Raw genomic sequence first — 24,133 nt, forward strand, 5'->3', positions numbered from 1 at the left:
ACATTTATGCCTGTCGCTGAAAGAGGTCGTCACCGCTCTTGCCTTCCAGTCCGGGATGATTGTCAAACCGCACCACCCCGACAACGGCTTTGCCGTTTACTGCCTGCTTAATGGCCGCCACACCTTCACTGCCAAAACCGCCGCATAACTCAATGGCGGCAATGCCCTGCCCGCTGAGCTCCCGGGCGGCCGTCACCGCGGCCTGATAGTTGCTGACTCCCACCACAGTCAATTCCACCGCCGGTGTTGCCACCACGGCCCGGTGGATTTGGTTGTCGGCGGCCGGTGCCACAAAAATAAAGGCTGCTTTCAGCATGATATACCCTCCCTATGTATAGTTTTGCCGGTTACCTGTGAGCCAATTGGGCAAAGGTAACCCCTGCATGATAGGAACTGCGGACCATGGGTCCGGCATTAACATGAAAGAACCCGATCGCAAACGCCTCTTCTTTAAGCCACTCGAAAACCTGGGGATGCACATACTCGACAATCGGCAGATGGGCCGGCGACGGACTGAGGTATTGCCCAAGGGTCAGCATTTGACAACCGGCGCGGTGCAGGTCTTTCATGACGCCAATGACTTCATCCACTGTTTCCCCCAACCCCAGCATCAAACCCGATTTAGCGATTGTTTTCACACCAGACTCACGCACCCGGCTGATAAGCTTCAGGGACCTGGCATAGACAGCCTGCGGCCTGACAGCAGGATACAGTCTGGGTACTGTTTCGGTATTATGATTTACTATATCAGGCTGAGCCGCCAATACTTTGTTGACAGCCTTCTTATTGCCTTTAAAATCGGGAATTAGCACCTCAATAGTGGCCTCCGGCAATTCTTCTCTGACGGCGCGGATGGTGGCGGCAAAATGTCCGGCGCCGCCATCAGGCAAATCATCTCTGGTAACCGAGGTAACCACAACATGCTCCAAACCCAGCTGCCTGGCTGTTGCTGCCACCATATACGGCTCATCGGCGTCAACCTGCTCGGGAACATCATGGGTTACCGCACAGAAGCGGCAATTGCGGGTGCAGTTTTTCCCCAAAATCATAAAGGTGCACGTTTTATTGCCAAAACACTCGCCAATATTGGGACAATCGGCGCTCTCACATACGGTATGCAGCCGCCCCTGGCTGAGCAGCTGCTGCATACCGGCGAGCGCCTGTTCGTCAGGGGCAGGAACTGTTAACCATTCCGGTCTGTCTCGAACCATGACAGCAAAGCTCCCTTTGTTATTCAAAAGCATCCAGCGCCTTCAGCACGCTGGTAGCTACATACGCCATAGCCGGCGACCCGCCGAAAGCTACCGCGACAGCGGCTGCTTCTAGAATTTCTTCCCGGGTTGCGCCCTCTGCCAGCGCCTGTTTGATATGAAGATTAATGCAGTATTCGCACCGTACGGCCACCGCAATGCCGATACCGATAAGTTCTTTGTGCTTGCGCTCCAGTTCGCCTTCCACATAGGCCGCCTGGTCCATCTGTATAAACGCGGCGGTCAACTCCGGGCTTTCGCTTTGCAAAGCGCCGATTCCAGTCTGTAACTCACTGACTAATTCCATAGGATCGTTTGCCATAATCCATTCCCTCTTTCCTTTTTTAAATGATAAATTCTCAGATAAAAATCTTATGCGGCTGTTCAATCAGCTTGAGCAAGGTGCTGAGGAATGCTGCGGCCGGCGCGCCGTCAATTACCCGGTGGTCGAAGGCCAGCGACAGGGCCAGCATGGGCCGGATAACGATTTGGCCGCCGATGACAACCGGTTTTTCCACTGTCCGGCCAACCCCCAGAATGGCCGACTCCGGCTGGTTGATAATCGGGGTAAAATAATCCACCGAGCCGTAACCGCCCAGATTGGTGACCGTAAAGGTGCCACCGTTCATTTCGTCAGGCTCCAGTTTATTTTTCTTAGCCCGTTTGGCAAAATCTTTAACTTCCTTACTTACTTCAGCCAGCGCTTTCTGATTGGCCTGTTTGACAACCGGGACCACCAGCCCCTCCGGCAGGGCAATAGCCACACCGATGTTGATCTCGGACAGCACCTTTATCTCTTCATCACCACACAAAGTGGTGTTAATCCGGGGATGGCGTTCCAGAGCTCTGGCCACGGCCTTGACCAAAATGTCGGTTACCGAGATTTTTTCCGTATCTTTGACATCGCTGTTGATTGTGGCCCGCAAAGACTGCAAGGCCGACAGATCGACACTCACATGCTGGGTAACCTTGGGAGCTACGGCCCAGCTATTGGCCATATTATCGCCAATGGCCCGCCGCATGCCCTCGTAGGCAATGATTTCCAGGGCAGGCCGCTCATCTGCCGGTGGCTGACTCATAAACTGTTCAACATCTTCCCTGGTGATCCGTCCTTCCGGCCCGGTTCCGGCAATAAGGCTATAATCTATGCCGTTCTCTTCGGCCAGCTTACGGGCTATGGGGGAAATTTTGACCCGCCCGCCTGCCGCAACTTTAACAGCCGCCGGCTGTATAGCCGCTGCTGCCACCGGGGCGGCAGTTTTGGCGCCGCTGGCCACGGCTGCTTTGAGCAGGGCACCGATATCCTCGCCGGCCTGGCCGATGACCCCGAGCAGTCCGCCGACCGGCAGCTTGGCTTTTTTATCAGCGGCAATTTTTAGCAGTATCCCGTCCGCCGGCGCGTCCACTTTGTTGGTAATCTTATCTGTCATAATTTCCAGCAGGGCTTCGCCTTGCTTAACGGTCTCTCCCTCTTTTTTAAACCACTTGCCGACAATGCCTTCTTTCATGGATAAGCCCAGCTTGGGCATGTTAACCTGAGTTGCCATTTACCTTCCTCCTTTGGTGTAAAACCACTAGTCACAAATTCTCCGGCTAAAGCCTTGGGCCACCGCCTGGTACAAGGTTTCTGCCACCTGAATGACTTTGGGACCGTCAAAAGTCAGCTGCAGCTCTGCCGTTTCGCCTGCTCCGACCTCGACTTCCCGTTCCCCGTCCAGCGCAATTACGCAGGGCGTTGTTGCCACAGCTATCCTCTGGCCGATAGCAATATACTCATAGCTTTGCACGGCCACCGTTTCAAGCAGGCCGGGGGCAATCGGCGCCAGTACGTGAGTCTTGCCGCCGCCCGGCGTAATGGCAACACCCCGTTCTTCCTCCGCCGTTACCGGCGCCAGGTGGCCGGCAATGGCTGAGATGCCGATGTTATGCGCCTGGCCCCGGGTAACCACGATTTGCCTGATTCGGGCCACATCCCATACCGCCCGGGACCCAATAAACGTATCTGTCAGCACTACGGCATCAATCAGCGCGCTGTCCACCATCCGGCCATTCTTATAAACAAGGATCTGTTTGCTGGGATTAATGGCCGGGGGGCCGCTTACCAGTCCTTTGGCGACAGCCCCGGCAGCCAGACCGGCAATCGTACCCTCGACCATGGTCGGAAACACATTATTGGTGCCGGTGGAAATGGGAAGTATGGGTACATCCCGGCAGCCCTGCGCCACCAGCCGGTTGGTGCCGTCGCCGCCCATGGTGATAATGACGTTGACACCGTCTGCCGCCATGGCGGCCGCTGCCTGCAGGCTGTCGGTCTGTGTGCCTGTAAGGCAAATATTGGCCGGGACAATCTCCAGCTGCGGCCGATGCCGCAGGCCGATGCTATTGACGGCCCGCGTAACGATGCCATGGTATTCCGGCATATACACAATCCTGTCAATACCGGCAGCCGCCAGGCTTAAAATCAGCCGGCGCACAATATTTACCTTTTCCTGGTTGTCGAATACTGTGCCGTAGGCTACCAGCCGCCTGATATCCTTGCCTGATGCCGGATTGGCAATAATCCCTACCTGTTCCATACTTCCATCCACCGCCTCAGAGAATTAATCGGAATTAAAACAGGCTTTTAACTGCCTGAATAATTTTTTCTTCACTGGGTATAACAGCCTGTTCCAGTACCGGGCTGAAGGGAATACAAACATCCGGCATAGTCACCCGCTTAATGGGAGCATCCAGATAGTCCATACCTTCTTCGGCCACAATGGCGGCGATTTCCCCGCCAAAACCGCCGGTTCTCACGGCTTCGTGGACAATGACCAGTTTGTTGGTTTTGCCGACAGACTGCAGGATAGCCGCTTTATCCAGCGGCACCAGCGTACGCGGATCAAGCACCTCGGCCTGAATGCCTTCTGCTGCCAGCGCTTCGGCAGCCGCCAACGCCTTGTGTACCATCCAGGACCAGGCAACTATGGTCACATCCGAGCCTTCCCGCTTGATGTCGGCTTTGCCCAGCGGAATAACATATTCGCCTGCCGGCACCTCGCCGCGGACGCCCATCAATTGCTTATGCTCAATATATACCACCGGATTGTCGTCACGGATGGCTGCCGCCAGCAACCCCTTGGCATCTGCCGGGGTGGAGGGCATTACCGTTTTAATACCGGGAATATGGGTAAACCAGGCTTCCATGCTCTGGGAATGCTGGGCGGCGGCAGACATGCCCGCACCGCAGGGGGTACGCAGTACCATAGGAATTTTGGCTTTGCCGCCGAACATATAGCGCATTTTGGCGGCCTGATTGAATAATTCATCCATGCAGACGCCCATGAAATCAATAAACATAATTTCCGCTATAGGTCTTAACCCGGCGGCGGCAGCGCCAACAGCAGCACCGACAATGGCGGTCTCACTAATGGGAGTGTCTATGACCCGGCCGGGGAATTCTTCAAACAGCTTGCCGGTAACACCGAAGCAGCCGCCAAAACAACCGACATCCTCGCCCCATAAAAACACATTGGGATCACGTTGCATTTCCACCCGCATTCCGTCCCGGATGGCCTCAGCATATGTCATTTCTTTCATTTTCTTCACCCTTTCATTGTTTACTTTTTATGCGTAGACGTCTGTTAAAGCATCTTCCGGACTGGGATCCGGACTGGTATTGGCAAATTCCACGGCAGCTTCAATTTGCCGATCCACTTTAGCTTTGATTTGCTCCAGTTCCTCTTGCGTAGCATATTTGAGCTCTGTCAGTTTCCGGGCAAAGCGGGGAATCGGATCTTTTTGCAGCCATTCCGCTTGTTCGTCCGAATCTTTATATGTGCCAGGGTCGCCTTCGAAATGGCCGCGCCACCGCCAGGTTTTGCATTCAATCAGGCTGGGCCCCTCGCCCCTTCTCGCCCGGGCAATAGCCTCGGCGGCCGCCTCGGTAACAGCCATAACATCATTACCGTCCACTACGACACCGGGAATACCATAGGCGCCGGCCCGGTCGGCAACATCATTAACCACCATGTGATTACGCTGGCAGTTGGAAATGCCGTATAGATTATTTTCACATACATACACTACCGGCAGTTGCCAGATGGAAGCCATGTTGATGGATTCATGCAGAGTGCCGCGGTTGGAAGCGCCGTCGCCGAAGAAGCATACTACCACCGCATCACTTTTCTTATATTTGCAGGCAAAAGCCGCACCGGCGGCAATTGGCTGGCCGGCGCCAACAATGCCGTTAGCGCCCAAAATGCCTAAATCAACATCGGCAATGTGCATGGAGCCGCCTTTGCCTTTGCAATAACCGGTTGCTTTACCAAACAACTCGGCCATCATCAAATCGACCTTGCCGCCTTTGGCAAGCAAATGTCCATGTCCCCGGTGCGTGCTGGTGATGAAATCCTTATCTGCCAAATTAGCGCATACGCCGGTAGCCACCGCTTCCTCACCCAGATACAGGTGCACAAAGCCCGGCAGTTTGTTATCGGCAAACAAATCCACGGCTTTGCTTTCGAAAGCTCTGATGGTCAGCATCGTCTCATACATTCCGATTAGCTTCTCTTTTGAAAATTCCATAATTCTCCCCCCATTTTCTTCTAGCCTGTACTTGCCTGTTTGACGGTTAGGGCACATTAACATAGACAGTGACTGCCGCGGCCACGGCAACAATGGTGTCGCCTTCCCCCAAGGCCGCCAGGTGCAGCCCCTGCACGTCCAGCCCTCCTGCAACCGCTTCCACCGTAACTGAACCAAACGGGACCACACTCTCAACTTCAGCCAAATTCAATTGCTCCGGATACGGTGAGCCCAGCCGGATTTGCACCTGCATCTGGTTGGGATCACGAATGCCCAGGATATCAAACAAACCGCATAAGCAGCAGCGGGATATCGCATCTTTTACTGCGCGCTGCGCCGCTTTGGTCACATTGCCGCCATGCAGGTCGGCGCCAAATCCCAGCTCAACAATATAACGCTTATACGCCATTTCGTCACCTCCCTTCACCGCTCTGCCTCTCACTGTTTCTGTTCGCTTTATACTATTGCAAGCAGTATGCCAAAAAAACGGAAGGCAGCCTGATTTTGTCAAATAGCCAGGCTGCTCCCGGTTTTTCACCTTGCCCAGAGCGGTAATACGCTTGTATGTTGTAGTGTTCATGGTGTCCGAGTGTAGCGTGGGTAGCAGCACTGTTTTATTTCGCTACACTTTTGAGAAAAAGGTACAGGTCATAACCGGCAGGCAGGGTTATGAGCAGCCGCCGTCAACATTTAACGTTTGTCCGGTAACATGCGGACTGTCAATAAAGAATAACACCGCCTTGGCCATATCCTCCGGCGTCTGATCCACGCCCTGGGGAATCATGGCCTGAACATTGCGCTGGTAGCTTTCCTCCTCGCTTTCCCCGGGATTGGCCCAGGCCTTGCGGAGGTTCACCCACATTTCAGTGGCGACAATACCGGGGGCAATGGCATTAACCGTAATATTATCTCTCACCAGTTCTTTGGCCAGGGCATTGGTGAAGCCGATTACGGCAAATTTGGACGCACAATAGTGAGCCAGGCCGGGATAGCCGGTTTTACCTGCTATTGAGGAAAAATTAATGATTCGCCCGCCGCCCTGCTGCTTCATCTGGGCAATGACTGCCTGGTTAGTGATGAAGGTGCCTTTGGCATTGGTGTCAACAACAGCATCCCAGTCGGCCTCGGTCAGGTCTGCCACCTGCTTGCAGGTTATCAGACCGGCGGCATTAATCAGAATATCCAGTCGCCCAAAGCGTTCCACCGTAGCCTTAACCATTTGTCCAGCATCAGCAACTTTGGTAATATTGGCTTCAACGGCAATGGCCTCAGTGCCGTTGGCCTGTAATTCGGCAGCCAGTTTTTTGGCCGCCGTATACCCGCCAATATTTTTACTGCCATATTGATTGGCTGCCGACTCAACAAAATCAGCCGCCGCTATCGCGATGTGCGCCCCTTCGCGGGCAAGAGCCTCGACAACACCTTTGCCAATGCCGGTGCCGCCTCCGGTAACCAAAGCAACTTTCCCTTTCAGCAACATTGATACCACTCCTTATAAAATTAATTTAAAAGGGTTTTACCAGTATTTTGATGTTTTGCTCTTTCCTGTTTACCAGTTCTTCAAAGCCTTTTTCCACAATGTCGTCAATGCTTATCCTGCCGGTAATCATCGGCTTGACGTCAATTCTGCCGTCAGAGATGAGGTCGATACAAGCGGCAAACTCACCGTAATAGGCCAGGCAACCGACAATTTCTCTTTCGGTAAATGACAGCGCGTTAAAGTTCAGGCTGGTGGCTTTTTCGTAGATACCGGCAATAACTACCCGGCCGGCCGAACGGGCAAGTTCTACAGCCACCGGTGTGCTCCTGTCACTGCCGACACACTCAATGACTACATCGGCGCCACCATTGGTCAGCTCCTTAATTTTGGCGACAACATCCAGCTCATTCGGGTCAAAGACAGCGTCAGCCCCCACCTGCAGCGCCAGTTCCTTGCGGGCTTTGGCTACCTCCACGCAGTAAACCCTGCTGGCACCGGCAGCCTTGGCGGCCATAACCGTGCCCAGCCCAATGGTGCCTGCCCCGACTACTACTGCCGTATCCCCCAGCTGCAGCTTGCTTTGCCGTACGGCATGAAAACCAACGGCCAGCGGCTCAACCAGAGCTGCCGTATCGTAGGGCAGGTGATCAGGAATTTTGTAAATGGTGTAGGCAGGTACGTTTACGTATTCGGCAAAGGCGCCATCGGTCATTAAGCCGGTAAAAGCCAGCTTCTCGCACAGGCTGTAACGATGCTCCTTGCAGCGGGCGCATTCCCAGCATACCTGGCAGGCATCGGGCGCAACCCGGTCGCCGGCTTTGACATTGGCAACACCGGCGCCGACTTCCACGACTTCGCCGGAAAATTCATGACCTAAAATGAGAGGAGCTGTATCACCGGTAAGCGCATGCGGTGTCTCGACCGGAATAAAAATCGGGCCGGCAATATATTCATGCAGGTCAGAGCCACAAATACCGCACCAATGTACCTTGACTTTTACCCAACCGGCCGGCGGGGCCGGCGGTTCAGGAACATCCATAACCCGAATATCCTTTTTGCCATACCATACGGCTGCTTTCATTTAAAATACGCCTCCCTTATATTTAGTTAATTTTGTAGTAATGAAATCCCGAATAGTCTGGTACCGGTAATCCTAAAACACCAATGATGTCAGAAGATAAGATTCAAAACCATTGTACCAACCAAAATGGCAAAGGCCGGTGGGTCAATATGGGTGCTGCCATGGTTGTAGAACATTCTCGCCAGCAACTCCTGAATCAAGGCGCCAAGTATGCCGGCGATGCCGGCCAGGACGATACTGCCGGTGTGCAAAGCCGTCAATGACCCGAAAATAGCCATTGCATGGGCGACAGGAACCTGTTGTACCGTGCCGGTGGCGAGATTCAGCGGTATTAAGCTTAAAATGGCCAGTACCCAGCCCATAATGTAGGGAATGACAAAAGCGGCTGCAGGTGAAACCGCGCCGGTAGCCGCCAAAGGAGCCAGGGCAGCTTTAAGGCCAAGAGCCAAAGCGCCGGCTATTAGTCCCATTCCCAAACCTACTACGGTGTGACGCGAAGGCGCCGCCTGCCATGGAGCCCAGGAAATTGCATAATTGTCGGTATTAAAGTAGCCGATTTTCTTAATGGATTCCCTGCTGCCCCAGGGAGCTTCCCGGAAAAAAAGCAGCCTGCTGACCATACTGCTGACAATAACTGCCACCGCGACACCATCAGCCTTATTTAGTATCGGTATTAAAACCACCAGTTGCAGCAAGGCGTGACCGGCAAGGGAAAAAATCCCGCCTATCACCATTACATCCCAGGAGGTTCCGATAAGGGGCGATAAAATATCTTTGGCACTGCCGCCAGGGTGGTTGTTCCTTATGCCGGCCGCATAGGCAGCGGCAGCCAGTCCTGCGGCAAAACCGCCCACATGTGGTCCAAATACCGGGCCAAGCGCGACTTGCATCAGCAAATAATCAGGGCCGCCCGCAAAGACGATAGCGCTGCCTAAAACGACCAAACCGGCACATATAATAACAGACCATAACCCGCCAAAAGCCGCCCCGACAATACCTCCGCCAAAGACCAGCAGCAAGGTGTCAAAACTCCAGGTTTCCATTGCTTCCTCCTTTCTGTCATCCAGTTTTCAGGATCATCCCGCCATTGTCACCCTACCCGCCCATAAGCACTCCTCCCTTGTACATTTGTACACGCCTGATAGCGCTGTCAAATCCCTTATTTGCAATTCCTGTGCCAGAATTATCCAATCAAATTTCAGTCCACAGCCAGTTGCCCCATTCAGGCCTGTAATCCTGCGGCTTTAGACAAAAGAAAAAATGGACTTATCTTTTGGTCAAAGACAAGTCCATTCTGAATTCAATAAATTGTTTTAATTTTATTAATAATCTGTTATTTGCAGTGTAGCACCACTGTTTGAAGGTGTAGCGAAACACTGTAGTAGAACGCTACACGCTCGTACAATATTGCTTCATTCAATTAGCAATGGAATACTGCCGCATTTTCCGGTAAAGAGTGCTGCGCGCTATTCCCAGCAGGCTGGCCACCCGGCTTATATTACCGCCTTCCTGCATCAGTAATAATACGATCTCCTGCCGTTCTTTTTCCGCCATAAGCAATTTACGCGTATTACGGTTGATTGCCTGCTCTTGCTCTGGCGCCTGCTCTACCGGCGGCGAAACGTCCGCAGCCATACCGGGGAGCAGCTCCGGCGGCAGGCAGTTCAGGGTAATTACACCATTTTCCGCCATATTGCAGGCTCTTTCCACAACATTACGCAGTTCACGCACATTGCCCGGCCAGTCATACCGGATAATAAGGTCCCAAACTGCAGCGGCCACCCTAAAGCTTGTTCCCTGTTCCTGGCCAAGTTGCTCAACAAAACTGCGAAACAGCAGTTCAATATCCTCCCGCCGCTCTCTGAGCGGCGGAATGTTAATGGTAAATACTTGTAAGCGGTAATACAAATCCTGCCGGAAAGTTCCCTGCCGGACCAGCTTGCACAAATCCTTATTGGTGGCACAAATAATCCGCACATCCACAGGAATAACCTTATTGCCGCCAATACGCGCAACCTTCCGGTCCTGCAGCACTCGCAGCATGGCTACCTGCTGTTCTAACGGCATGTCGCCGATTTCATCCAGAAACAGGGTGCCGCCTGAAGCCAGTTCAAAGTTACCCGGTCTGCCGCCCCGCCTGGCGCCGGTAAACGCGCCTTCTTCGTAACCAAACAGCTCGCTGCCTACCAGTTCACGGGGGATAGCCCCGCAATTCAAGGCAATAAACGGCCCGTTCCGCCGCGAGCTTTGATTATGGATGGCCTGGGCAAACATTTCCTTGCCGGTGCCGCTTTCGCCCAGCAGCACCACATTGGACAAGGTATTGGCAGCCATCGTGGCCTGCCTGATTGCTTCTGCTAATTTCGGGTCCTGGCCAATAATGTCACTAAATTTAAATGTGGTATAATGGCCGCTGAATTTATTGATCAGGCGATGCACCTTGTCTACCGGCCGCAAAATGATAACACCACCGCTAATGACCCCGTTGCCGTCAACAATAGTCTCACCGGACAACACACACCGGCTTACGCCCCGTTCGGTATCAATCGGCAATTCCAGGTCGGCATATATTTCTTTATTGTGCAGCAGTTTGCTGATTATTTCATTATTGCCGCCCAAGGCAACATCCACGGGAATTCCATTGGTGCTCTTGCCCTTTTTTCCCAGAAGCTGGGCGGCTATGGGATTGGACTCACGCACTATGCCGGAACGGTCAAACAGAATCACGCCATCTGACATGGTATTAAATATGCTTGTCAGACGTTTATTCATTAATGCCAGTTCATAATTCTTTTGCTGAACATTAAATTGCATGGTAATGGCGTTGGCTGCCGCCGCTACCATGCCCAGCGTATGGGAATAGGCGGCCTGGGCCGGCCCGGACAAATCCAGAACAGCGACAATCTCGCCGTTATAGCCGTAAATAGGGGCTGCCGAACAAGTCCATTGATGATGTTTCTTGCAATAATGCTCGGCGCCCGATACCTGAACCGGCTTGCCGGTTGACAAAGCAACCGAAATGGCATTGGTCCCCACATCCATCTCCCGCCAGCTGGCTCCCTGAACAAACCGCAAAATATTCCGGGCATTTTCCATCGAATCGCTGTCACCGAAGCTATCCATTACATAGCCGTGTTCATCGGTTAAAACCAGGATAAAGCCTGAGTTTTTAAAGAGCCGGTACAAATTAAGGGTAAAGGGTTTGGCAATACTGATAATTTCCCGCTTTCTTTCAAGCAGGTCGGCAATATCCCGGTATTCTAAGATATTTTCACTTTTGCCGCCGTCAGGATTAACTCCCTGCTTCGAACACCGGAGCCAAGAGTCAGCAATTGGGGGTAAGATAATATGGTTTTCTATTTCACCACAGGTAACAAACTTTTCCCAAATCAGTTCTCTACTGGTAATTTCACTTTTTTCCACAGCTACTCCTCTCCTTTCCCATATGAACCCCGCTGACTCCCAGACAGGTCTGATATCACCCCTGTCATTTTTTACCTGAGAAAAATCATCTTCACAATTCATTTGAATGTAAATAGCCGTGTAGTCCTACTTAACATTTTAGCATACTCGCCACTAATTGTAATATATTTACAGAAAATTTCAGACTTGACCAGGCCGGTCTGAGCATTACTATCATAACTTATGCAAGTTTTAAGCCAAGCCTAACGCATTTTGCATCCATACGCACGAATAAAAGCACCTCCGGCACCGGCCAGAGGCACTATCGCAGTCTGCACTACTTTTTTCCCTATTAAAACCGGCATTCCTCCCGGGAGGCCAGACTGCCTGACTGCACGTAAATGGGACAGGCCTGAATGCGGAATACTGACAGATGTCTGGCAAAATACCATGCCCCGGCCAGCGAACACACACCTCCCAGCACCAGGGTATAAACTACGCCAATCTGGCTGGCCAGCGATCCGGCGAGCAGGCTGCCAATAGGCCCCACTCCCATCACAATCATGGTGTAAAAGCTCATAACCCTGCCGCGCATGGAATCATCCACCATACACTGCAGCAGTGTATTGCTGCCAACCACCTGGATTAAAAAACCGATACCCAGCAAAAACATCAGTATTGCAGACAACCAGAAGTTGCCCGGCAGCATAAAACTAATAAGACTAATGCCAATAGTAACTGCGGCTGCAACCAACAGCTTTTCCAGACCCTGAAACTCCGAGCGGGAAGCAATAAACAGGGCAGCCAAGAATGACCCACAGCCGGCAACAGCCAGCAAAAACCCCAGAGTTCCCGCATTGCCACCCAGGTTTTGCGTCACAAAAACCGGCAGCAGCACCGTGTACGGCATGGCCGTCACACTGATGATACCGAGCAGCAGCAGAATATTGCGCAAAGGCAGTTGTTTAAAGGTATATGCATAGCCCTCCTTAAACTGCAGCAACATATCATTATGCTGCTGTACGACCGTATTTGCTTTGAGCCGCAGCGCGATAAGCGATAAAATGGAAACAAAATAACTGGCAGCATTCAGCAGGAAACAATACCCCTCGCCGACAAGGGGAATAAGAATTCCGCCCATCGCCGGGCCGACCAGGCGTGCCAGATTATAAGTAACTGAATTTAACGCAATGGCATTTTGCCGTTCCTCCTGATTGTCCATCATCTCTACCGAAATGGCGTTGCGCGCCGGTACGTCAACAGCATTAATACAGCCAAGCAGCAGACTCAAAGCTAAAATATGATCTATTTCAATCCGGTTGGTTAAGGTTAGCCAGGTCAGCAGAGAAGCCTGCAGCAGGCTGAACGCCTGAGTGCCGATAAGGACGCCGCGTTTCCCCAGCCGGTCGATCCATACACCGGCAAAAGGAGCCAGCACAAAGTTGGGAATTTGCCCGATAAAAGCCACCAGCCCCAGCATAAACGCCGAATCGGTCAGGCGATAAATCAGCCAGCTTAAGGCAATATTCTGCATCCAGGTGCCAATAATTGACAGTCCCTGACCGGCAAAAAAAATCCGGTAATTCCGGTTGTAAAGAGCCTTGATAATTTGGCTTGACATAGGTATCCCCCCTGAACAACTTATTCGCTGCCAAAATAAATTATCCTACCTACGCCAAGAGGCCGCTTATTCTTTAATGCACTGCAGCCAAAACTATGTTACAATAATAACCATCACTTTCCTGGAGGCAGAATATGACCAAGCAAGAGCAGCTTAAAATGCATTTATATGAACTTTACGCTCATAATCCTTTTGTAAACCTGCTGCAGATGAAGATTGAAGAATTAGGCGAAGGCACAGTAAAGCTGTCGATGCCCGTGCTGGCAGACAAGCATACCAATCTGTACAATATGGCCCATGGCGGAGCATTGGCTTCCCTGGCCGATACCGCTATGGGAATGGCCTGCGCCACTACCGGCAAAAAAGTTGTGACCCTGGATATGAATTTAAACTATATCCGGGGCGTCGAATGCCAGGAAGCCATCATTGCCACCGGCACATTAATTCACAACGGCAGGTCAACGATGGTTGCCGAAGCTGAGATTGTTAACAGCAGCCGCAATTTGCTCGTTAAAGCCAGAGCCACCTTCTTTGTAACAGGAACCTTTCTGTAGATGCCCCTCCCGGGCAATAGAGCAAACAGCCGCAATAAAAAAACGGGGCTGTCGCAAAACGTTTTTTCAAAAAAACGCAAAGCGACGCCCTTTTTTTGAGTAAACAGGCAAGAAACAGGCAGACAAACGCAGAAAAATAAACCCACTGGCGGGCTTATGGGCATGACAAAACAGAGGAAAGCTTTCCCCCTAAGAAAAAATATGTATATGCTTGTCAGGCTGTTTTAGGAATATGTAAATAGGTTCCACACCGGTCCTTTTGGATCTTGTTGTGGAGTTTGTTTAGGTTGTACCCCATACACAGTAAGAGAAATTCCGTCTGCACTTTGATGCTGCTCCTCAGCAGAAATCGCCGGAAGCCCATGTCCTGTTTGAGTACCCCAAAGGCTCCCTCTACCTGAATGGAACGGTTTAGGCGCAGCAGGATGCCTGCTTTGCTTTGGATACGCTCCTGCATTTGCCGCCTTTGTCGGAGAAAGGTTTTGGATACATACAGGTTCTTGCTCCTCTCTTCAAGCGGTGTCTTGCTTTTCCCTTTGATGCATTGGGCCTTATGCTCACAGCCGGCACACTCGGTGCAGGTGTAGACTGTTGTCACAATGGCATAGCCCGCCTTAGACCGGGTCTTTTTCTCATATGCCGCCCGGATTGGGTGGCCCTTGTGGCAGCGATAGCTGTCACTGCTCTCAGCGTAGGGCATATTTTCCCGCCTGCCGATATCGCTCTTGTACTTGCGGGTTTTGGCCTTTTCATAATTGGCCGGTTTAATGAACGCGGTTAGTTTGTTTTCTTCGCACCAGGTGTAGTTTTCCTCGCTCTCAAAGCCTGCGTCTGCTACCGGCTTGGTATAGCCCAATCCCTGAAGCTTCTTGAGCATTGGAATTAAGGTCTGGCTGTCGCTTCGCTCCTGAGTGATAGTGGCACCTACGATATATTCGGCATCCACTGCCAAGGTGGCATTGTAGCCGGGCTTTAACTGCCCGTTTTTCATGTGGTCTTCTTTCATCCGCAGGAACGTGGCGTCGCGGTCGGTTTTGGAAAAGCTGTTGCGTTCCCCGAAGCTGTGGTTGTAGTCGTCATATTTTTTCTGTCGGAGAAGGTATTGTTCCACCGTTTCCACCGCCCGCTGCAGCACACTTTTACGCTGCCCCTTACCGTTAACAAAGACGATGCCTTGTCGCGCCTGCAGCACTTTGAGCTGTTTGCGCAGCTTTTTCAGGTCTTTGGCTTTGATCTTCTGGCCGACGTGAAAGCGCAGTCCCAGCTTTGCTGCAAGGACCGGCAATTGTACTTTCATTTTGGCCTGCATCTTTTGTTCATTGCTTTGTGTTGATTTCTTCCAGACAAAGCTGTAGCGGTTGGCATTGGCCTCCAGCTTGGTGCCGTCGATAAATACGCTCGACAGTGACAATTCACCTGCATCGGCCAACTGTCCGACAAGCTGGGCGAACAGGTCGTCTATCACCTCAGTCAGTCGTTCACTGCGAAACCGGGCAATAGTCGCGTGATCGGGGGCTTTTTCCCGTCCCAACAAATAGATGAAGTTCACATCCCGCCGACAGGCCTGTTCGAGCTTACGGCTGGAATAGATGCCGTTCATGTAGCCATAGACCAGGATTTTGAATAGACGTTTCGGTGATCTCTCGATTCTGCCCAGACGGGAGTACGCGGCCTCTAATTTGCTGTAATCCATCCTTTCCAATACCGCGCTGAGTAGTCGCACCGAATCATCTGCCGGGATTATATCTCCGATGTCCATGGGTAAGACTAGTTGATATATGTTTCCATCTGTTGTATAATTTGCTTGTAATTTTTCAGTTAGCACAAACTGATTTTACAACAAAAAAATGGCTCCCGACTACTGTCGGTTGCCATTTTTTTGTTGTGAGGCTTTCCTAATGCGACAGCCCCGTTTTCCTATTATATCGTTAATTCGGAAATGCGGTATCCCGGCCGCACTTGAGGAATAGTAATAATAATGTTACAGTGTTGCTGAAGGGGGCGATTACTCTGACCCGGTTACAATATCCCCAGACCCAACGGGTTCCCAGCCATGTCATGGGCTTTTCCTGCAGCCGGTGCACCCGTTGCTGCACCAATAAATGGCGGATAGAAATAGACGATACATCCTGTGAAAAGTTATATGACCAGTACAGCCTGCTGGGCCGCCAGCAGAAACTATATAAAAACATTAGCGTTGAAACCAACGGCCAGTTCGTCCGGTTTGCCAGCAACGGCAACTGCGTCTTTCTGGACGATAATAATCTTTGCAGCATTCAGGTACAGCTTGGACAAGAATTCCTGCCAGATGTATGCAAGCTATATCCCCGGCGGGTATTCGCCTCAAAACGCGGCTGGGAGTTTGCCTTGTCACTATCCTGCCGGACGGCAGTCGACACCCTGCTCCATCATCCCATCACCATAACCGAATTACCCTACGCTGCTGAGCAGCCTGAGCCGCCCTTTTATTTTGCCCGGCCCAACACCTTCAAGTGGTATTTTCCGGAAAATCAGTCCCCGGATGACATTCGTCACCATTACTACCGCCTCGAAAACTCTCTGGTGCAAATATTACAGCGTACGGAATACTCCGTCGGCGAACGGTTGATAATGGTTGCAGCCGCCGGCTGCTCCTCATGCCCGCAAGCTTTGCCGCCCGATAAGCAGCTTGGCAGCTTTCGCTTATTTTGCCAAAAATATTTGTCTGAGCATGGTTCGGGGCGCTCCTCCCAGTTATTGCGAAGCCTGCTGTTGGTGGTCGCTTTGGATACCATTTTGTCTTTGGAGGAAGCCACCTTTTCCATACGGCTGACAGTACCGCCGCTAAATCCTGCTCAATATTTGCAGACGCTGGAAAAATACTATTTCCCGGCCCAAAAGGATGTTAGCCCACTCCTGGAAAACTATCTGGTAAATTTTGTACTCAGCAAGCATTTCTTTTTTCAAACATTTGAAACGGCGTATTTAAGAATGACCTTCCTCCATGATGCGGTAATCTTCTTTGCCGTAGCCTACGCCATTATCACCCGCCAGGTTGTCAATAAACCACTTCTGCTCCAGGCAATCTATGATGTGGAAAACATTTTCTACGAAAATTGGTTTTACGCGCAGCCGCCAGAGCAATCTTTTTTGTAACAGGCACATTCTATTAAAATATTGCATAATAAGGGCTGTGTGAAAACCTAGAGATAAGTTTTCACACAGCCCTTACAAGTTTTACCGCAATGGCTCTTTCCCGCAATACTTATAGATAATAATCAGTTACTCCCCTTGCCACAGCGCGCGCCATTTCATTTTGCCAAGCCGGATCTGCCAGGTTTGCCGCTTCCTTCGGGTTTGAAATAAACGCCATTTCCAAAAGCACTGCCGGAGCGTCTGTATATCTTAATATAAAAAAGTTCTGTTCCTTGTCCGGGTCGCCATCATCCCAGTCGGCCCGCAGCCGCAAATCGGGAAAAGTTGCCGTCACCTGATTAATAATACAGGTAGCCAGACGGTCACTCAGCGTCTGCCCCACGGTTGTATAGATCTCCGTACCATTAGCTTGTGCGCTGGTTGCTGAATTGCAATGAATAGAAACCACCAAATCAGCATCCCATTCATTGGCAAGCCGGCACCGGTAACCCAAGCTATCGGTTTCAGGCTGCTCCTGCTCAGTCCTTGTTAACAAAATCTGATAACCAACCACCTCCAGATAATGTTTCACCAATTTAGCGACTGCCAGATTTATGTCAGCTTCCTGCAAACCGGTTATGGGGTTAACCGCACCCGGATCGGTATTCCCGCCCGCATGTCCGGGATCAATACATATCTTCGCCACAGAAAACCTCCTCCTTTAGGTGTTGCTATACAAGCAATCCTGGTATAAAGAAAAGCTTTACATAGCATTTTTCTATCAGCACCTGTAATATTATATTCTTTTACACCCCTGCTGTTAAACGTCAACGTTTTTTTACTTTTGCTACAGCAAAAGTAAACAGGTGATTTTTAAAAAACAGGCCTGCTAATATCCGGCAAAATGGCTGATATACGCATTTACCGCCTGCCCCATAAGCCGCTTGCCCGCAATATCCGGGTGAAGCCCGTCCTGCGCATACTTTACCGGCAGCAAACCATTTTCATCCACCAAAACAGAGTATATGTCAATATAGTCCGGCTGGGTTTTGATAAAGGCATTGACTTTTGCCAATTCCTGCTGCCAGTTTGCGGCAGTATCCTGATTAAACACCTGTTGTATGCGATCCGGATTTAAGGGAGGAAGGGTCAAAAAGATGGGCTTGATGCCATTTTTCCTGCATTTTTTCTTAATAGCCTTCAACGAGTCAATCACTTCTTTTGCCGCAGCCCCGCCTCTAATACTGTTTGTACCTCCCAAAATCAGCAAATACTTCGGCTTAAAAGGCAAAACCTCGGCTTCAAACCGTTCTACCAGAGCCTCGGCCGTATCACCGCTTTTACCCAGATTCTTTACCGGAACCGACAAGTAATAGGAATAATCAAACCGCGCGTCAGAAGGCGGGTTGGATACCGCTCCCCCGCCATGGGTAATGCTGTCGCCGTAAATAGCCCATTGATACCTGCCTGTATCTATTGAAAACGGAACAGCCTCAGAGTAGGTTCCCAGAGCCTGATCATCCTGATCCAAAGCTATTACCCGCCAATAATACCTGCCGTCCTGAGTAAACGGTTCTGTATCATAAAAATCAAACCCCGGCCCCATAGAATAAGACCGTACCCGATAGCGAGACGGTTCAGTGCCATTTTGCATTTCCGGCAACCGGTCTGTCACTTCAATCTCATACCGGGCAGCCCCTAAAACAGGAATCCACGCATATACCGGATATAACGGAACCGGATGCCCGCTAAAAAGAGTAGTCACAGTTGGCTTCCCCGGATTTAATTCTGCCCGCGAGAGTGCCACCGACCGCGTAAAAGTCCCTACCGGCTTCTTCTCCAAATCCAGGGGGCGAACCCGGTAATACAGTTTTTCCAGATCCTGTTGCTCAAACAGAGCCAAGTCCAGCTCCACACCCGGTGTATATACGTTAGTGGCTGTATAAAATACCTGCTCTTGCGGTGCGGGGGTATCTTCCCTCACTGCAATACCGGCTATTTCCAGTTCATACATTACCGCATCCACCGCATTGGGCCATAATAACTGAATTTTTCCTGCCTGTGCGGTTGTTGTTATAGTGAAAAAAACTATACTTGCCATGATGGCTATTATTTTTACCAGTCTCAAAACTTCGCCTCCGCTTATATCACATAATCCAGAATGGGATAACAATTTACAATTCTTGATTCATAAGCAAACTCCTGCTTGTCCTCCCTGGAAAGTATACCCCGCCATCCTGCTGCGTTCTTTAGTAGTCCGCCAACCCAAATTCTGTTTTTTTTTATTATTACTACCATTATTTTTGGAAAAAAGCTTTGACTTTTTGCCAAAATAATAGTATAGTTATCTTAGCCCAGCGGCCCAAGAAATTTTTCCATTAGTCCTTCTCATTATTAGAGAAGCCCAATGAGTAAATCTTCTAAGCTAAAGTAGGGTAATCTATTATGAGGAGGTCATTTAACATGGCCCAAGACAAAACTTTATCTTGCCGCGACTGCGGCGCTGAGTTCGTATTCTCAGCATCTGAACAGGATTTCTTCGCAGAAAAAGGTTTCACTAACGAACCTGGCCGCTGCCCTGAATGCCGTGCAGCTCGCAAACAACAAAACAACCGTGGTGGCGCTGGTCGTAACTCCGGCTTCCAACAACGTGAAATGCATGACGTAACCTGTGCAGCTTGTGGTGTTGAAACCCAAGTTCCGTTCCGTCCTAGCAGCGATCGTCCTGTATACTGCAGAGACTGCTTCAACCAACAAAGCGGCAGACGCTACTAAGATTTCAAAAACCCTTGCTTTAACGGCAAGGGTTTTTTTATTTCTCTTTTTTTTTAAAAAAGGCCAGGCAGACCCAATTGACAACTAACAACTCCTGTTGTAAAATATAATTGTAAGTAAATAATTGTAAGTAAATTTCTGGGGGGTAGATGGATGAAAATTGCGCTTGTCGGCTTGGGGAGAACGGGAAGAATTGTAGCAGAGTATCTTTTGGAACAGGATGCCCTCGCCATGGTACTTTGTAAGCCAAACAGTCTAAGTGCCAATAGTGATCTGGGTGAGTTACTAAACATCAAACCCACAGGAATCATGCTCGAAACAACCGCTCATTTAGAAAAAAAGCTTTTTCACAAGAAGCCTGATGTACTGATTGACTTTTCCAGTCATCACTTTCTCAAAGAAAACATTCACACCTTGGCTAAGTGCGGTGTAAATGTGGTAACAGCGGTAACCGAGTATGACCGGGCCGAGATTGAAAAATTCAAAGCCTTGGCTGATAAGGGAAATATCGGCATCGTAATGGCTCCCAATATTACTTATGGGGTTAATGTGCTGATGCTGATGGCAGAAATCGCTGCAGAAATACTGGGTGATTATGATTTTGATGTTTTTGAAGAGCATCACAAATACAAAAAGGATCGGCCATCAGGTACTGCTATGAAGATTGCCAATAAAATTCGCAACGGGCTGGCAACGCAGAAAGAGATTCCTGAGCATGTTGTCAGAGCCGGTGGTATTGTCGGCAAGCACAAGGTTTCAATATGCGGCGAATTTGACAAACTTGAAATTTCACATGAATCCTTCTCCAGAGTGGCTTTTGCGCAAGGTGCTTATAAAGCGGCCCAGTTTATCGCAGGCAAAACCGGATTTTATGAAATGAGCGACATTTTTGATTCCGAGCGCCGGCAGCGACGCCAGCATGCCGTCATGCATCCCAAAACCATTGAATTGGAAAAGGAAGATCCCGCATAACGTACAAAACTATAGTGTACTGAGGTGTTTAGTTAATCGATGGATATCACTGACAGTAACACGATAAAAGTGATGCTTTCTATCAGATAGAATAAGACTACCTTCCTGCCGGAAGATAGTCTTATTTTGTTTGGCTGCTAGGTAATGTTTATTCCCGATAAGCATTGTATTGACAGAAGCTACATTTTGTTACTATAATTATAAATATTACGGCAATGAGGCCTGTCTAATGTTTAGACAGGCCTCATATGCTTTTTGAGGTGAAAATAAAATATGGAAAAAACAAATAGTCATACTATCGACGCATCCATCCTGCTTAGTGAATTAAAAAGTGCTAACAACGATATGGGGAGTGTTATCCGCACCATTCAGGAAATTGCCCAGCAAACCAATCTCCTGTCACTAAACTCGGCTATCGAAGCTGCCCGGGCCGGTGAATCGGGACGAGGCTTTGGGGTTGTGGCCGATGAAATCAAAAAATTAGCCACCCGCAGTTTTTCCTCCACCAAGGAAAGTTCCAGAATCATCGAAAACATTCAGTCTAAAGCCAACGAAGTCATGGCCGTGCGAACCGCCGACTTAGCCTATGACACCATTGATAAAATTGACCGAAACCTGTTTGAGCGTAATTGCGATGCGCAAGCCTGGGCAGGTTTTTCGCAGGTGAAAAACGCGCTTTGCTCAACGGCTCCTGACCGGATTGAGCAGGCGAACCGTCTGCTGCAAACACTTGTTGAAATTTATGAAGTATATTTTGATCTTTATGTAATTGATACAACAGGTACAATAGTAGCCAGCGGTGTCCGCCGTGAACTCATTGGTGAAAATATGGCTGATAAAAGCTGGTTTCAAGAGGTTAAAGCGGCTAAAGCCATTTCGGTAACCGACCTATACCTCTCGTCCGTAGAAAAACTCCATACAGTAGCCTACTCTTGTCCGGTTCGCAGCGATACGGGAGAAATTATCGGTTATTTCTCCTCCCGCTTTAACTGGAATTATATTTATGACATATTAGACGCAGCCCGTGTCGGGAAAAACGGCGATATCTCGATCATTAATAAGGATGGCTATGTTATCGCCCACCCTAGCCGCAAAGGCATTCTAACCGATAATCTTAAGCACCTGGAAGCAGCCCGGCAAGCTATGCGGGGTGAAACTTACGGCTTTAGCTTCAAAAAAGACCCCAGTGGCAATACCAAAATTTACGGCTATGCCCATACGCGCGGTTACAACGCCTATAAAGGAAAAAACTGGTCAGCAATAGCCAGTGCATCCATTTAAAATTAAATTTGTTCGGACGACTAAATTCCGGCTAAAAGCAACTAACCTTCAGATGGGTAAAACCCGCCTGAAGGTTAGTCTGCTTTATTAACTAAACGCAGGAAATTCCTCGAATTTCCCCAATGTTTTTAACGCTTCCCTGGCTTCGTCCATGGTTCCCCCCAGCTTTTCCACTCTTCTGGTATTGGAATTCAATAAGAGGAATTCACCGTTTAAAACCACAACCTGTTCTTCCATGTCTTCACTGTACCAGAAACTAGCAGAACCTAAGCTAATAGCCGTCACGAGAACCATCTCCTTTACCAATTTTTTAAAGTATTCGACAAAAATCAGAAAATTCCTGCAGTTAGTATGAGTATTCTTTCAGTAAATTACTCTCCCCTTCTTTAAAAACCAACCCACTTAACAACATACAGAACAAGTGGAATGGTAACCAAAACAATGCCGATTATATCAATAATAGCCCCGGATTTAATCATTTTAGTGATGGGAATATATCCACTGCCATAGACAATGGCGTTAGGCGGCGTAGATACAGGGAGCATAAATCCCAAAGAAGAGGAAAGAGCAATTGCCACGGCAACAGGCACCGGGTTGAAGCCTGACGAGATGGCTACCGTTATGCCTAAAGGGCCAACCATATTAGTGGCCGCAGTATGGGAGGTTAACTCTGACATGAGCAAAGAAAATAAAGAAAATACTATAATAATAACGACTTCTGAGTTGGCGCCGCTAGCTGAGACAATAACGTCGCCAAGCCATTTAGACAAGCCGGTGCCGTACATCATAGTACCTAATGACAGACCGCCCCCGAACAAAATCAGAGTTCCCCAGTCAATGCCTTTTACCGCCTCAGCCCAGGACAACGTAAATTTTCTTTCCGCCCAGCTTGTCGGCAAAAGGAATAATAATAATCCGGCCAACATGGCGACAACCGCTTCTGAAAAATATTTGTTATAGGTAGCCAAAATCGGATGGGCTGATCCGTAAAGCATGGATAAAATACCAGGTAAAACCCATAAGGTTACCGCCACAGCAAAGGCAACTACTGCATTAATTTCCCCTGTCTTCCATGGCCCAAGACTAGCCCTGCGTTCACGGATTAACTGCTCCGCCCCCTCAATATGATCGACATCGGCAGGGAACATTTTTTTAAGAACAACAAAGACTATTATAAAATACCCAACCATAGCTACCGAACCCCACATCATCCATTGAAAGAAAGAAACCCTGACTCCACCCATTTGTTCTAAGAGACCGACCATAATCAGGTTAGGGGGAGTCCCTACAGGTGTTAATACACCACCTACAGAAGAAGCATAGCCTGCCATTAACATAATGCCGGTAGCATAAGTATACTTACTAAGCTCAAGCTCCCTGCCAGCCGTAGCATGCATATCTTTAATAGCCATTAGCAAGCCCATGGCTATCGGGAACATCATGGCTGTTGTCGCCGTATTGCTTACCCAACCCGAGCAAAGTGCCGTTACAAGACCTAAGGCTAATAAAATTCTAGTCGGGCTGGACCCAACCCATTTCATTGACAAAATCGCATAAGCAAACCGTTTGTCCAAACCATGATTCATCATAGCAGACGCCAGCATAAAGCTGCCCATAAACAGAAAAATGAGTGGATTGGCAAACGGCGCAAATGCCTGGGTCGGAGTAACAACTCCCATTAAAGTGGCAAGAACAGGCCCCAGCATGGAGGTAACCGGGATGGGAACAGGTTCAGTAATCCACCAGGTCGCCACAAAAACAACTACTGCCAGAAGTCCGTGCGCCTGCGCCTTTAGCCCGGCTATGGGTATAAGATAAACAAGGACAGCCAGTGCAGGACCAAGAAAAATACCAATAGTTTTACGCCAATAATCAAACTTCTGCTCTTCTTGCGAAAGTTTTAAATCCAATTGAGGGGAATTATTTTTCCCCATTTTTGTCGGTTCCATTTTACTCCTCCCTTTCTAACCTGTAACTATCTGTATATCATTAAAGTATGATGGCTAATCAGCTTCCTTTGATCAGTATTCACCCCCT

23 protein-coding genes are annotated in these 24,133 nt (G+C 49.6%); 5 read left to right on the forward strand and 18 right to left on the reverse strand.

Features of this window, described 5'->3' with window-relative positions:
- Positions 1 to 4: 4 nt before the first annotated feature.
- From SPSPH_RS14290 to SPSPH_RS14350, 13 genes are all read right to left on the reverse strand, one after another.
- Complete coding sequence (locus tag SPSPH_RS14290; RefSeq protein ID WP_075757557.1) at positions 5 to 316, reverse strand: DUF6506 family protein; 312 nt, start codon at positions 314 to 316, stop codon at positions 5 to 7.
- A 31-nt stretch (positions 317 to 347) separates the two neighbouring features.
- Positions 348 to 1,211: a lipoyl synthase gene (lipA, locus tag SPSPH_RS14295; RefSeq protein ID WP_075757594.1), complete on the reverse strand. Its 864-nt coding sequence runs from the start codon at positions 1,209 to 1,211 to the stop codon at positions 348 to 350.
- Between the two features lie 19 nt (positions 1,212 to 1,230).
- A complete protein-coding gene (locus SPSPH_RS14300) occupies positions 1,231 to 1,572 on the reverse strand; it encodes a carboxymuconolactone decarboxylase family protein (RefSeq protein WP_075757556.1) in 342 nt (113 codons plus the stop codon).
- Positions 1,573 to 1,609: 37 nt separating this feature from the next.
- A complete protein-coding gene (locus tag SPSPH_RS14305) occupies positions 1,610 to 2,797 on the reverse strand; it encodes a dihydrolipoamide acetyltransferase family protein (RefSeq protein ID WP_075757555.1) in 1,188 nt (395 codons plus the stop codon).
- Between the two features lie 27 nt (positions 2,798 to 2,824).
- The gene (locus tag SPSPH_RS14310; protein WP_075757554.1) at positions 2,825 to 3,826 is read right to left on the reverse strand and encodes an NAD(+)/NADH kinase; all 1,002 of its coding nucleotides are present in this window, start codon (positions 3,824 to 3,826) and stop codon (positions 2,825 to 2,827) included.
- 34 nt (positions 3,827 to 3,860) lie between these two features.
- On the reverse strand, positions 3,861 to 4,829 hold the full coding sequence (locus SPSPH_RS14315) for an alpha-ketoacid dehydrogenase subunit beta (protein WP_075757553.1): 969 nt from the start codon (positions 4,827 to 4,829) through the stop codon (positions 3,861 to 3,863).
- Between the two features lie 27 nt (positions 4,830 to 4,856).
- Positions 4,857 to 5,816 (reverse strand): thiamine pyrophosphate-dependent dehydrogenase E1 component subunit alpha, encoded by a 960-nt coding sequence (locus SPSPH_RS14320; protein WP_075757552.1) that lies wholly within the window; start codon positions 5,814 to 5,816, stop codon positions 4,857 to 4,859.
- Between the two features lie 46 nt (positions 5,817 to 5,862).
- Positions 5,863 to 6,225 carry a Lin0512 family protein gene (locus SPSPH_RS14325; RefSeq protein WP_075757551.1) on the reverse strand — a complete coding sequence of 121 codons (363 nt, stop codon included), beginning with the start codon at positions 6,223 to 6,225 and terminating at the stop codon, positions 5,863 to 5,865.
- A 258-nt stretch (positions 6,226 to 6,483) separates the two neighbouring features.
- Positions 6,484 to 7,296: an SDR family NAD(P)-dependent oxidoreductase gene (locus SPSPH_RS14330; RefSeq protein WP_075757550.1), complete on the reverse strand. Its 813-nt coding sequence runs from the start codon at positions 7,294 to 7,296 to the stop codon at positions 6,484 to 6,486.
- Between the two features lie 25 nt (positions 7,297 to 7,321).
- Positions 7,322 to 8,377, reverse strand: a complete 1,056-nt coding sequence (locus SPSPH_RS14335) for a 2,3-butanediol dehydrogenase (RefSeq protein ID WP_075757549.1) — start codon at positions 8,375 to 8,377, stop codon at positions 7,322 to 7,324.
- 89 nt (positions 8,378 to 8,466) lie between these two features.
- Positions 8,467 to 9,420 (reverse strand): hypothetical protein, encoded by a 954-nt coding sequence (locus SPSPH_RS14340; protein WP_075757548.1) that lies wholly within the window; start codon positions 9,418 to 9,420, stop codon positions 8,467 to 8,469.
- A gap of 373 nt (positions 9,421 to 9,793) precedes the next feature.
- Positions 9,794 to 11,800 (reverse strand): sigma-54-dependent Fis family transcriptional regulator, encoded by a 2,007-nt coding sequence (locus tag SPSPH_RS14345; RefSeq protein WP_075757547.1) that lies wholly within the window; start codon positions 11,798 to 11,800, stop codon positions 9,794 to 9,796.
- A 331-nt stretch (positions 11,801 to 12,131) separates the two neighbouring features.
- A complete protein-coding gene (locus SPSPH_RS14350) occupies positions 12,132 to 13,400 on the reverse strand; it encodes an MFS transporter (protein ID WP_075757546.1) in 1,269 nt (422 codons plus the stop codon).
- Between the two features lie 134 nt (positions 13,401 to 13,534).
- Here SPSPH_RS14350 and SPSPH_RS14355 point away from each other — a divergent pair, with 134 nt between their 5' ends.
- Positions 13,535 to 13,954 carry a PaaI family thioesterase gene (locus SPSPH_RS14355; RefSeq protein ID WP_075757545.1) on the forward strand — a complete coding sequence of 140 codons (420 nt, stop codon included), beginning with the start codon at positions 13,535 to 13,537 and terminating at the stop codon, positions 13,952 to 13,954.
- 214 nt (positions 13,955 to 14,168) lie between these two features.
- Here the strand turns inward: SPSPH_RS14355 and SPSPH_RS14360 are convergent, their stop codons facing one another.
- Positions 14,169 to 15,779 (reverse strand): IS1182 family transposase, encoded by a 1,611-nt coding sequence (locus SPSPH_RS14360; RefSeq protein ID WP_269147940.1) that lies wholly within the window; start codon positions 15,777 to 15,779, stop codon positions 14,169 to 14,171.
- Between the two features lie 134 nt (positions 15,780 to 15,913).
- On the opposite strand from SPSPH_RS14360, the gene fliB reads away from it, so the two are divergent.
- Positions 15,914 to 17,089: a flagellin lysine-N-methylase gene (gene fliB / locus SPSPH_RS14365; RefSeq protein ID WP_143559029.1), complete on the forward strand. Its 1,176-nt coding sequence runs from the start codon at positions 15,914 to 15,916 to the stop codon at positions 17,087 to 17,089.
- 109 nt (positions 17,090 to 17,198) lie between these two features.
- Here the strand turns inward: fliB and SPSPH_RS14370 are convergent, their stop codons facing one another.
- Both SPSPH_RS14370 and SPSPH_RS14375 read right to left on the reverse strand, forming a co-directional pair.
- Entirely contained in the window at positions 17,199 to 17,774 is a 576-nt protein-coding gene (locus SPSPH_RS14370) for an N-acetylmuramoyl-L-alanine amidase family protein (RefSeq protein ID WP_075757543.1), read from the reverse strand.
- Positions 17,775 to 17,957: 183 nt separating this feature from the next.
- Positions 17,958 to 19,196, reverse strand: coding sequence for a GDSL-type esterase/lipase family protein (locus tag SPSPH_RS14375; protein ID WP_075757542.1), 1,239 nt, complete (start codon positions 19,194 to 19,196; stop codon positions 17,958 to 17,960).
- A 335-nt stretch (positions 19,197 to 19,531) separates the two neighbouring features.
- On the opposite strand from SPSPH_RS14375, the gene SPSPH_RS14380 reads away from it, so the two are divergent.
- The 3 genes from SPSPH_RS14380 to SPSPH_RS14390 all read left to right on the forward strand — a co-directional run bounded on the left by SPSPH_RS14380 (position 19,532) and on the right by SPSPH_RS14390 (position 22,096).
- A complete protein-coding gene (locus SPSPH_RS14380) occupies positions 19,532 to 19,843 on the forward strand; it encodes a zinc-ribbon domain containing protein (RefSeq protein WP_075757541.1) in 312 nt (103 codons plus the stop codon).
- 153 nt (positions 19,844 to 19,996) lie between these two features.
- On the forward strand, positions 19,997 to 20,815 hold the full coding sequence (gene dapB / locus SPSPH_RS14385) for a 4-hydroxy-tetrahydrodipicolinate reductase (RefSeq protein ID WP_075757540.1): 819 nt from the start codon (positions 19,997 to 19,999) through the stop codon (positions 20,813 to 20,815).
- Between the two features lie 273 nt (positions 20,816 to 21,088).
- Positions 21,089 to 22,096 carry a methyl-accepting chemotaxis protein gene (locus SPSPH_RS14390; RefSeq protein WP_075757539.1) on the forward strand — a complete coding sequence of 336 codons (1,008 nt, stop codon included), beginning with the start codon at positions 21,089 to 21,091 and terminating at the stop codon, positions 22,094 to 22,096.
- 87 nt (positions 22,097 to 22,183) lie between these two features.
- Here SPSPH_RS14390 and SPSPH_RS14395 read toward each other — a convergent pair whose 3' ends face one another.
- A complete protein-coding gene (locus tag SPSPH_RS14395) occupies positions 22,184 to 22,381 on the reverse strand; it encodes a hypothetical protein (RefSeq protein WP_075757538.1) in 198 nt (65 codons plus the stop codon).
- Between the two features lie 101 nt (positions 22,382 to 22,482).
- On the reverse strand, positions 22,483 to 24,045 hold the full coding sequence (locus SPSPH_RS14400) for an SLC13 family permease (protein WP_233139173.1): 1,563 nt from the start codon (positions 24,043 to 24,045) through the stop codon (positions 22,483 to 22,485).
- Positions 24,046 to 24,133 lie beyond the last annotated feature (88 nt).

The sequence above is a fragment of the Sporomusa sphaeroides DSM 2875 genome (genome assembly GCF_001941975.2).
GTDB classification, from domain to species: domain Bacteria; phylum Bacillota; class Negativicutes; order Sporomusales; family Sporomusaceae; genus Sporomusa; species Sporomusa sphaeroides.

Bases quoted from the DNA above. Each gene is read 5' to 3' on its own strand.
- SPSPH_RS14290 (WP_075757557.1), bottom strand. From the start codon at position 316: ATGCTGAAAGCAGCCTTTATTTTTGTGGCACCGGCCGCCGACAACCAA.
- SPSPH_RS14300 (WP_075757556.1), bottom strand. From the start codon at position 1,572: ATGGCAAACGATCCTATGGAATTAGTCAGTGAGTTACAGACTGGAATC.
- SPSPH_RS14305 (WP_075757555.1), bottom strand. From the start codon at position 2,797: ATGGCAACTCAGGTTAACATGCCCAAGCTGGGCTTATCCATGAAAGAA.
- SPSPH_RS14320 (WP_075757552.1), bottom strand. From the start codon at position 5,816: ATGGAATTTTCAAAAGAGAAGCTAATCGGAATGTATGAGACGATGCTG.
- SPSPH_RS14400 (WP_233139173.1), bottom strand. From the start codon at position 24,045: ATGGAACCGACAAAAATGGGGAAAAATAATTCCCCTCAATTGGATTTA.
- SPSPH_RS14330 (WP_075757550.1), bottom strand. From the start codon at position 7,296: ATGTTGCTGAAAGGGAAAGTTGCTTTGGTTACCGGAGGCGGCACCGGC.
- SPSPH_RS14390 (WP_075757539.1), top strand. From the start codon at position 21,089: ATGGAAAAAACAAATAGTCATACTATCGACGCATCCATCCTGCTTAGT.
- SPSPH_RS14325 (WP_075757551.1), bottom strand. From the start codon at position 6,225: ATGGCGTATAAGCGTTATATTGTTGAGCTGGGATTTGGCGCCGACCTG.
- SPSPH_RS14380 (WP_075757541.1), top strand. From the start codon at position 19,532: ATGGCCCAAGACAAAACTTTATCTTGCCGCGACTGCGGCGCTGAGTTC.
- SPSPH_RS14315 (WP_075757553.1), bottom strand. From the start codon at position 4,829: ATGAAAGAAATGACATATGCTGAGGCCATCCGGGACGGAATGCGGGTG.
- SPSPH_RS14350 (WP_075757546.1), bottom strand. From the start codon at position 13,400: ATGTCAAGCCAAATTATCAAGGCTCTTTACAACCGGAATTACCGGATT.
- SPSPH_RS14340 (WP_075757548.1), bottom strand. From the start codon at position 9,420: ATGGAAACCTGGAGTTTTGACACCTTGCTGCTGGTCTTTGGCGGAGGT.
- lipA (WP_075757594.1), bottom strand. From the start codon at position 1,211: ATGGTTCGAGACAGACCGGAATGGTTAACAGTTCCTGCCCCTGACGAA.
- dapB (WP_075757540.1), top strand. From the start codon at position 19,997: ATGAAAATTGCGCTTGTCGGCTTGGGGAGAACGGGAAGAATTGTAGCA.
- SPSPH_RS14335 (WP_075757549.1), bottom strand. From the start codon at position 8,377: ATGAAAGCAGCCGTATGGTATGGCAAAAAGGATATTCGGGTTATGGAT.
- SPSPH_RS14310 (WP_075757554.1), bottom strand. From the start codon at position 3,826: ATGGAACAGGTAGGGATTATTGCCAATCCGGCATCAGGCAAGGATATC.
- SPSPH_RS14355 (WP_075757545.1), top strand. From the start codon at position 13,535: ATGACCAAGCAAGAGCAGCTTAAAATGCATTTATATGAACTTTACGCT.